The sequence below is a fragment of the Geomonas sp. genome, assembly GCF_035254065.1.
GTDB lineage: Bacteria > Desulfobacterota > Desulfuromonadia > Geobacterales > Geobacteraceae > Geomonas.
In genome coordinates this window covers 1-8,238 of sequence record NZ_DATFBA010000362.1, presented here as the reverse complement: position 1 = coordinate 8,238, position 8,238 = coordinate 1, and the positions used below count along the sequence as shown (strand labels likewise).

Genomic DNA, 8,238 nt, shown 5'->3' with positions numbered 1-8,238 from the left:
CCACTTTTTGTTTTTGCAAAACTGTGACACGGCTGTTGTGGAGGACAGAACACGAGAAAGGGAATCGATGAAGTGTTGGGCTCTGCACCCCTCGCCCTCCGGGCCTGTCCGCCGTAGCGTTCCATGCGAAGGCGGAAGAGGGGCGGGGGTGAGGGAAGCCGGCGGACCTCTGCCCGTCAGCAATACGGGAAAAGCTGGCTCACCTGAACAGCTCCGCCTTCCCTTCATCCAGATACGCCCCCAGCGCGAGATAGGAGGCCACCTGCTCCTTGCCCCGCGCAGGATCGAGGAACCACTGCTCGCTCCCCTCCGTGGTCCCCACCAGGAAGCTGCCGGAAGCCTCGCAGCGCAGAAAGAGCTTGATCTCCCGCGTGTAGGGTCCGATGGTCAGATCCAGCACGCCATACGTCTCATCGACCCGCCAGGTCCCGGATAGGCAGGTGGAATAATCGGGGCGGCCCTCGACCCGGTTGTCCCGCGACTTGGTCAGAGTACCGTCCTCGTGAAAGGTCATCGCCCCGTAGACGAGGGCAGGGTTGACGGACGCTTCGTCGCCGGAGACCAGGGCGAGCAGAGGATAGGTGGCCCAGTAGACGGTGGCGCCCTTTACGAGCGGGGCGCTGAACCGTTCGGTGGGTGGAACCGACCTGGAGTAGCCGAAGCAGGAGATCTGCGCATGGGCGAGCCCCCTTTGGCCGAGGTACCAGAGCTCCGCGAAGCCGGTCTCCAGGCGCAAGAGGGTGGCAAGGCCGAAGGCATCGCGGGAGACGGGGGTGTAGCTTTTGGTGCTGCCGGTTGAGTGGATGGTGATCCGCAGGACCCCGTCCCCGCCAAGCGCCCAGGAACCGCTCCGCTCCACCGGGGGATCGAGCCCGTTCACCGTGACGATGGCCGACTCCGACAGCGTTCCGTCGGTGCTGAAGGTCCGTTTATAGAAAGAGTTCGGGGAGTCCCACACGTAGACGGGATGGGAGGAGAGTTCTGCCGGCGACAGCGGCTTTGCTGCCGCCTTCCAGATCACCTCGCGGAAGCGTGCCAGCTCCTTGTCGCCCCCTATCCCGGAAACGAAGGGGACGAAGAGGATGGCGAACACGGTGAAGACGATCATGGAGAAGACGGTCATCTTCTCGTAGATGTTGCCCTCCACGCCGCGATAGAGGGCGCTGCAGCCGGCAAGGGTGATGGGCAGGATGAGGACGACCATCGCGGCGGCGACCACTCTGGCCCTCATGACGGCCTCCCATCACCACCTTCCCCGTACGCCCGCAGCACCGCCTTGATGGAGGGGAAGAAGGCATCCTCGCCCAGCAGGGCGGTAAGCCCCGACCGGTCGAACTCCACCCTCACCTCCTCCAGCAGCTCGCAAAACACCAGCCGGGTTCCCTGCGCGGCCAGCAAGCCGTGCACCTTGCGCAGCGCGTCGGCCGCGGTGTAATCGACGTCGTTGACGGCGGCGGCATCGATGCAGAACCACGACAGCGGCGGCTGGGCCTCCCGGCTGAGCCGCGTGACATCGTCGGTGAAGACCTGCGCGTTGGCGTAGTACATGTTGTGCATGAAGCGGTAGATAATGAGACCGGGACGGATCTGTTCCGGGGTGCTCGCCTTTTGTTGCCGCCAGCCGTTCACATCGTCGGCCACCAGCAGCATGCTGTTGACCAGGTAGCCGTGACGGGTGTGGACCACCAGCGACAGGACGATGGCCAGCAGGATGCTCTGCTCGACACCCACCGAGATGACCGCGCAGGCGGTGAGCAGCGCCACCCAGAATTCCCAGGGGCGCTCGTGGAGTATGCTGTGCATCCCCTTCAAGTCGATCAGTTCCACCCCGATCAGGAAGACCACGCTGGAAAGCACCGGGTTCGGCAGGTAGGCGAGCGGGCCGGTCAGGAACAGCAGGACCAGCAGCACGCAGAGGCTCGCGGTGAGCTGCGAGAGCTGGCTCTGTCCTCCCGCGCTCTCCACCATCTGGGTCTTGGTGGGGCTGCCGTTCACCACGAAGGTCCCCGAGAGGGCGGCGCCGACGTTGGCGAGGGAAAGCCCCACCAGGTCGACGTTCTCGTTGAACGGCTCGTTGTAACGAGTGGCATAGGCGCGAGAGGTGGCGGCGCTCTGGGCCAGGATGACGATGAACATCGCGAAAGCAGTGGGGACCAGGGTGCGGATCAGGCTAAAATCGGTGAGACCGGCCGGCAGTCCGATGCCGGGGAGGCCGCTCGGCACCGCCCCCAGCACCCGCACGCCGTACCCCTGCAGCCCAAGCCCCCAGCTGGCGAGGATGGAGGCGATGATGGCGACCAGCGCGCCGGGGATCTTCCGTGACAGGCGGCGCGAGCCGACCAGGATGGCAAGGATGGAGAGGGAAAGAAGGAACGAGGGGAGGTTGGCGTTTTTGAACTGGTCGAGCAGCACGGAGAGTTTGCCGACGGTGCCGTGCCCTCCCCCCGGCAGCCCGAGCATGCCGGAGATCTCCCCCACGGCGACCTGGATCCCCACCCCGGTGAGGAAACCGACCAGCACGGTCCGCGAAAGAAAGTCCGCCAGGAAACCGAGCCGGGCCAGGCGGGCCAGGAACAGGAAGCCGGCCGCCATCAGCGCGAGGATGCCGGCCAGGGAGAGCCATTGGGGGGAGCCGGGCGCCGCCATCCCGGCGATGCCGCTGGCCAGGATGGCGGCGGTAGCGGAATCGGCCCCCACCACCAGGTGGCGGGAGGAACCGGAGAGGGCGTAGACGATCATGGGGATGAGGATGGTGTAGAGACCGGTGACCACGGGGGTCCCCGCGATGCGGGTGTAGCCCATCACCTCGGGGATGGCCAAAGCGGCCAGGGTGATGCCGGCCACCACGTCGGAGGGTATCCGGGAGGGGGCGAGGGGGAGCACGCCCTGCAGGACGGGGAAGCGGAAGCGTGGATGACCGCTGGTCATGGCCCCCGCCTCACGCTATCTTGCAGGGAATCCAGGCATCTTCGTCGAAGGAGTAGACGGCGCACATGCGGTGGTAGCCGTCGGCGATGATCAGCTTTCCGTTGGCGCGGTCGCGTACGAGCAGCAGCGGCGAGAGCGACTTGCCGCTCTTGATCTTCTTGCGGTCCTTCTCGACGTGCGAGTTGCTCACGCCGAGCAGCGACAGTCCCGAGGCCCTGAAGATGTCCTTGGACTTGAACTTGGTGACGTCGGCCTGGCGCAGTTTGCCGACTATCTTTTCGGCGTCGGCACACTCATAGGTGAGGGAAAGGTAGGAAAGCGCGGCGGGATAGTCCTGTTCTTCCGGTTCAGCCAACCACTTTATCTCGACCTCGTTGCCCATCTGACAGTCCTCCCGCTCGTTAATCCATGAATCTCTCCCTTGTATGCTACAGCATATCCAGCTTCCCGCAATCTATGCCTTTCTTCAGATGCTCTGCGTCTGGGTGAGCTCGGCCTTCAGCCAGGCATAGAGGACGGGGGCGGCGATGACGCCGTGCAGGCCGAAGACCGCTTCCAGGGTCACCATCGCGCAGAGGAGCTCCCAGGCCCGGGCGTTCACCTCGTGGCCGATGATCTTCGCGTTGAGGAAGTACTCCAGCTTGTGCACGACCACCAGGAAGACGAGCGAGGCGACCCCCACCATGGGAGAGGTGCCCAGGCTCAGGATCACGATCACGCTGTTGGAGATGAGGTTGCCGATCACCGGGATCAGCCCGGCCAGGAAGGTGACCATCACCAGCAGGGTCACCATCGGCAGGTGCACGTCGAAGAGGGGGAGAATGACGGCGAGGTAGCAGGCGGTCAGCGCGGTGTTGACCAGGGAGATCTTCAGCTGGGCGAAGACCACCTTTTGAAAGGAGTCGGTCAGCATCCTCGCCCTGCTGTACAACTCGGCCAGGAAGGAGTGCCCGTGGTCGGCGACCCTCACCCGGGCTATCGAGGTCATGCCGCCTATCACCATGCCGATCACGATGTGGACGAAGGTGATCACCCCGGCCGCCCCGGCGGAGGAGAGCCCTTTGCCGTTTTCCCTGAGGAAGGAGACCGCGTTCTCCCGCAGTTCGTCCGCCGAAGCGGGAAGTGCGATGGCCATGCTCTCCGGCAGCGACTGCCTGACCTTTTCCAGGGTCTCCGCCGAAGCCTCCAGCAGTGCGCTGAAGCCCTGGAACCCCTTCATCACCGAATAGAGGCCGAAGCCCGCCGCTGTAAAGGACGCCACCACCGCCACGGAAAGGGCGATCACCGCGGCTTCCTGCGCGGCACCTTCACCTTTGATCGGCAGGCGGCGGGCCAGCTTGGTGGTGACCACGTGTACCGCCATGCCGGCCAGCACGGTGGGGAGCAGGTTGAATTTGAGGACGACCACGGCCGCCACTACGGAGAGCACGTAGCTCGAAAGGAGATTCCTCTGCATGTCCACCCCTGTAAGCAGATGTAATCGGTGCACCGAAAGGCCTTGCCGGGGACCTCTCCCCTTGCGGCCGGTGACGGTTTGTCCGGCCGCGGTAGATTAGGACATGCCAAAGTGAAAGTCAAAGGATTTGACCTTACCTCATATGAGGTAGCGCATCCCCTAAAAGAGGCAGAAAACCGGCGGCCGGTGCGAAGTTTCCCGTAGGAGAATCCCCTTTTTTCAGGCTTTTCGGCCAGCCGGGGGAATTGGCATGGAGGGTGCTATAAGGAAAGGCAAGAAGTTAAAAAACCTACTCAGGAGAATGAAATGAAAAAGATCGTTTCTTCCATCGTTGCCGCCATCGCTGCTGTTGCTTTCGCTGGTGTTGTTTTCGCTGCTGACGCTACCCCGGCTGCTCCGGCTGCCGCTCCGGAAGCTGCTGCTCCGGCCGCTGAAAAAGCTCCGGCTAAGAAAGCAAAGAAAGCCAAGAAAGCTAAGAAGTCCAAGAAAGCTAAGAAAGCCGCCAAGAAAGAAGCAGCTCCGGCCGCTCCGGCTGCCGCTCCGGAAGCAGCTCCGGCTCCCGCAGCGAAGTAATTCGCTCCTAAACGAGTGCAAAAAAGGCCACGCCCTCCGGCGTGGCCTTTTTTTTGTCCCGAAATTCCGCCCCTCCTTTCGGATTGGGCTGTGCCACGATATACTAAAGCATGAGGTGGATCAGATAACCTGGGCAGCGAAGGGGATAACGACGTGAAAACGAAGAGCGTGCTGATCGGACTTTTTCTCGCCACGGTTTTTACCTTGTCATTTGCACAGCAACTTTTGGCGGCGCCCTTTTGCGCGGTTTTTTCCTACGGGGCGCAGTGCAGGTATTACACCTATGACCAATGCAAAAACGCAGTCGGCGCCAACGGATACTGTGCCGTCAATACGGCGGACACCCGCCAAACGGTAAGCGCCCCCTTCTGCGTGGTGCTTCCCTACGGCAACGTGAAGCGCTGCACCTACCAGGACGCCAAGGTCTGTAACGACGCCGCCACTGCAGCGGGTGGCGTCTGCCTGAGCACCAGGAGGGAAGTGGTCGCCACCGGGCAGGAGAAGGACCCGGCAGCGGTGGGTGAGGAAGGCTCGATCGGACTGGGAGCTGTCGGTGGCGTCGTCCCGGGCAACATGGGTGCACCGGCAGCGCCCCCTCCCATTCCCGGCATCTCGATTCCTCTTCTCAATAGCGTCCGCTAACCCCAAGTCCGGGGACGTGTGACCTCAGCAACGAAGAAAGGGGCCGCGGCATTGAGCGCGGCCCCTTTCTTGTTCTTTTGCACGGTTCTTCCTTCGTCCCCATCCTCAAATTCTCCTTTCCGGGACGGCATTTCATCCCGAAGACGACATGTCGCCCCATTTTACTGTCCTCCCACCTGCATTGCCCACCGATTTTGTGAAAAATCCCGCAGACTTGCCTGGTAACATCAGCTATTGGCACACATATCGAAGCGAAAACGAGAATTACGGCAGGTGAAATGTCGCCCACATCGCAATGGTCGACGCTCTGCTGGTGAATTTTCGAGGCCGTAACGGGGTCGGCGCCAAGGAAAGCTGACGGATTCGGCGCGGCCAGCCGGAAGCCGGGGCGACCGATGCTCGCCCCGCTACGGCAGGAGGGGAAAATGAGCGGCAGTTGGCACAAACGGCTCCTACGCCTCATCACCGTCCCCATCTTCCTCGCCATGTTGACGCCGCTGCAGGCTCTGGGCGGCGGGCTCACCATGTACGAGGTGGGCACGCCTGACACCGGCTACGCCTCCGCCGGCTATGCGGCTCGCGCCAACGACCCGGGCACCGTGCTGACCAACCCGGCGGGGATCACCCGGCTGAAGGGGAAGCAGCTCCTGCTGGGCGGCCACCTGCTCTACGGCCACGCGGAGTTCGAGCCCGACAGCGGCACCACCGTCAGGGGGAACGAGGGGGGCAACGCGGTCGGCCCCCTCCCCGGCCTGAACGGCTTCGCCACCTGGAAGGTCAACGACGACTTCGCGGTCGGCTTCGGCATGTTCTCCAACTTCGGGCTCGGGCTCTGGTACGACGGCAACTGGGTCGGCCGCTACTACGCCAAGGAGGCGATCCTGATGGGACTCTCCTTTTTGCCGGTGGCCGCCTACCGGATAACGGACAAGCTCTCGATCGGGGCGGGACCCAACATCATGCTCGGCTATCTGAAGAACACGGTGGCGATCAACAACGCCGATCCCGCTCTGGGGGACGGCGAGCTCCACTTGCGGGACACCGCCTGGGGCGTCGGCGCCAACGCGGGGCTCCTCTACGAACTCTCCCCGAGCACCCGTTTCGGGGTGACCTACACCTCGCCGATCAAGCTCGACTTTTCGCCGAGCACCGACTTCAGCGGCACCGGTCCCGGCATCACCGGCCTGTTGGCACAGCGCGGGCTCTACTCGAACCACCTCAACCTGGGGGTAACGGTGCCGCAGGCCGTGATGACCAGCTTCTACCACGACCTGAACGACCGCTGGGCCATCCTGGGCAACTTCGGCTGGCAGCAGTGGTCCCAGTTCGGCAAGGTTGACGTCTCGCTTGCCAACACCAGCAACCCCACGGGGCTCACCACCAACCTGAAGTACCGGGACACCTGGCACGGCGCGCTGGGCGCCCAGTACCGGATCGCACCCCCCTGGCTCATCACCGGCGGGGTCGCCTACGACAGCTCCATGATGGATGACGCCAACCGCTCCCCCTCCCTGCCGCTTGGCTGGGCGTGGCGTTTCGCGCTGGGTGGGCAGTGCGCGCTGACCAAGAGCGTGGACCTGGGCGTCGCCTACGAGTACCTGTACTCCGGCAACCCCGCTATCGACAAGTCGGGACAGCTTCCCGTGGCGCTGGGCGGCCGTGGCGACCTGAGCGGCAGCTATCCGAACATGTCGATCCAGTTCTTCTCAGCCAACGTGACCTGGAAGTTCTAGCCCGACGCCGGCTGGCGAGATAAACGATGTAGGGTGTAGGTACCGTTTTTCAGGAAAAGGAGGAGGTATGAAGCATAGAGCAGTGGTACCGGCGATGCTGGCGGTCAATAGCGCGGCCCTTCTGGCAGTTGCACCGGCCGTGGCGGAAACCATAAGCGGGCCCCCCGGCGCCCCCAGCGCCACAGTGGCGATCGACGGCAAGCAGATCCCGGCGCCACCCCAGCCCTTCGGAGGGGAGATCAAGGATACCGCGCAGCAGTCCAAGCCGTACTGGCCGGCACGCGTGGTGCCGCCCAAGGGGGCGCCCAACGTCCTCTTGATCATCACGGACGACGCCGGTTACGGCGTGCCGAGCACCTTCGGGGGGGTGATACCGACCCCCGCCCTGGACCGCATCGCCCAGAACGGTCTGCGCTACACCAACTTCCACTCTACCGCCCTCTCCTCCCCCACCCGGGCCGCCCTGATCACCGGCCGCAACCACCACTCGGCAGGCTTCGGGGTAATTTCGGAGCAGGCCACCGGCTACCCCGGCTACGACAGCGTGATCACCAAGGACAAGGCCACCGTGGGGCGCATCATGCGCGACAACGGCTACCACACCTCCTGGTTCGGCAAGAACCACAACACGCCCGCCTATCTCTGCTCGGAGGCCGGTCCCTTCGACCAGTGGCCGACCGGCATGGGGTTCGAGTACTTCTACGGCTTCATGGGCGGGGACACCAACCAGTGGCAGCCGGCCAACCTGGCCAGGAACACCACCTATATCTACCCGTTCCTGGACAACCCGAGCTACAACCTCACCACCGCCATGGCCGACGAGGCGATCGGCTACATGAACCGGATGCACACGCTGACGCCCGATCAGCCGTTCTTCGTCTATTACGCCCCCGGCGGCACCCACGC

8 protein-coding genes are annotated in these 8,238 nt (G+C 63.7%); 4 read left to right on the top strand and 4 right to left on the bottom strand.

Annotated features, from left to right (window positions below; translation table 11 throughout):
* Window positions 1-199: 199 nt before the first annotated feature.
* The 4 genes from VJ604_RS16855 to VJ604_RS16840 form a co-directional block, all read right to left on the bottom strand.
* Window positions 200-1,231, bottom strand: coding sequence for a hypothetical protein (locus VJ604_RS16855; RefSeq protein WP_324084553.1), 1,032 nt, complete (start codon window positions 1,229-1,231; stop codon window positions 200-202).
* The gene (locus VJ604_RS16850; RefSeq protein ID WP_324084552.1) at window positions 1,228-2,928 is read right to left on the bottom strand and encodes a SulP family inorganic anion transporter; all 1,701 of its coding nucleotides are present in this window, start codon (window positions 2,926-2,928) and stop codon (window positions 1,228-1,230) included. The genes VJ604_RS16855 and VJ604_RS16850 overlap by 4 nt, the downstream gene beginning before the upstream one ends.
* Window positions 2,929-2,938: 10 nt before the next feature.
* Entirely contained in the window at window positions 2,939-3,310 is a 372-nt protein-coding gene (locus VJ604_RS16845; protein WP_324084551.1) for a hypothetical protein, read from the bottom strand.
* Between the two features lie 84 nt (window positions 3,311-3,394).
* The gene (locus VJ604_RS16840) at window positions 3,395-4,384 is read right to left on the bottom strand and encodes an AI-2E family transporter (protein WP_324084550.1); all 990 of its coding nucleotides are present in this window, start codon (window positions 4,382-4,384) and stop codon (window positions 3,395-3,397) included.
* 306 nt (window positions 4,385-4,690) lie between these two features.
* On the opposite strand from VJ604_RS16840, the gene VJ604_RS16835 reads away from it, so the two are divergent.
* From VJ604_RS16835 to VJ604_RS16820, 4 genes are all read left to right on the top strand, one after another.
* Window positions 4,691-4,957, top strand: a complete 267-nt coding sequence (locus tag VJ604_RS16835) for a hypothetical protein (protein WP_324084549.1) — start codon at window positions 4,691-4,693, stop codon at window positions 4,955-4,957.
* Window positions 4,958-5,110: 153 nt separating this feature from the next.
* Window positions 5,111-5,599 carry a hypothetical protein gene (locus VJ604_RS16830; protein WP_324084548.1) on the top strand — a complete coding sequence of 163 codons (489 nt, stop codon included), beginning with the start codon at window positions 5,111-5,113 and terminating at the stop codon, window positions 5,597-5,599.
* A 425-nt stretch (window positions 5,600-6,024) separates the two neighbouring features.
* On the top strand, window positions 6,025-7,332 hold the full coding sequence (locus VJ604_RS16825) for an OmpP1/FadL family transporter (RefSeq protein WP_324084547.1): 1,308 nt from the start codon (window positions 6,025-6,027) through the stop codon (window positions 7,330-7,332).
* A 67-nt stretch (window positions 7,333-7,399) separates the two neighbouring features.
* On the top strand, window positions 7,400-8,238 hold an 839-nt coding region (locus VJ604_RS16820), incomplete at its 3' end, for a sulfatase-like hydrolase/transferase (protein WP_324084546.1).

Bases quoted from the DNA above. Each gene is read 5' to 3' on its own strand.
- VJ604_RS16855 (WP_324084553.1), bottom strand. From the start codon at position 1,231: ATGAGGGCCAGAGTGGTCGCCGCCGCGATGGTCGTCCTCATCCTGCCC.
- VJ604_RS16850 (WP_324084552.1), bottom strand. From the start codon at position 2,928: ATGACCAGCGGTCATCCACGCTTCCGCTTCCCCGTCCTGCAGGGCGTG.
- VJ604_RS16845 (WP_324084551.1), bottom strand. From the start codon at position 3,310: ATGGGCAACGAGGTCGAGATAAAGTGGTTGGCTGAACCGGAAGAACAG.
- VJ604_RS16840 (WP_324084550.1), bottom strand. From the start codon at position 4,384: ATGCAGAGGAATCTCCTTTCGAGCTACGTGCTCTCCGTAGTGGCGGCC.
- VJ604_RS16835 (WP_324084549.1), top strand. From the start codon at position 4,691: ATGAAAAAGATCGTTTCTTCCATCGTTGCCGCCATCGCTGCTGTTGCT.
- VJ604_RS16825 (WP_324084547.1), top strand. From the start codon at position 6,025: ATGAGCGGCAGTTGGCACAAACGGCTCCTACGCCTCATCACCGTCCCC.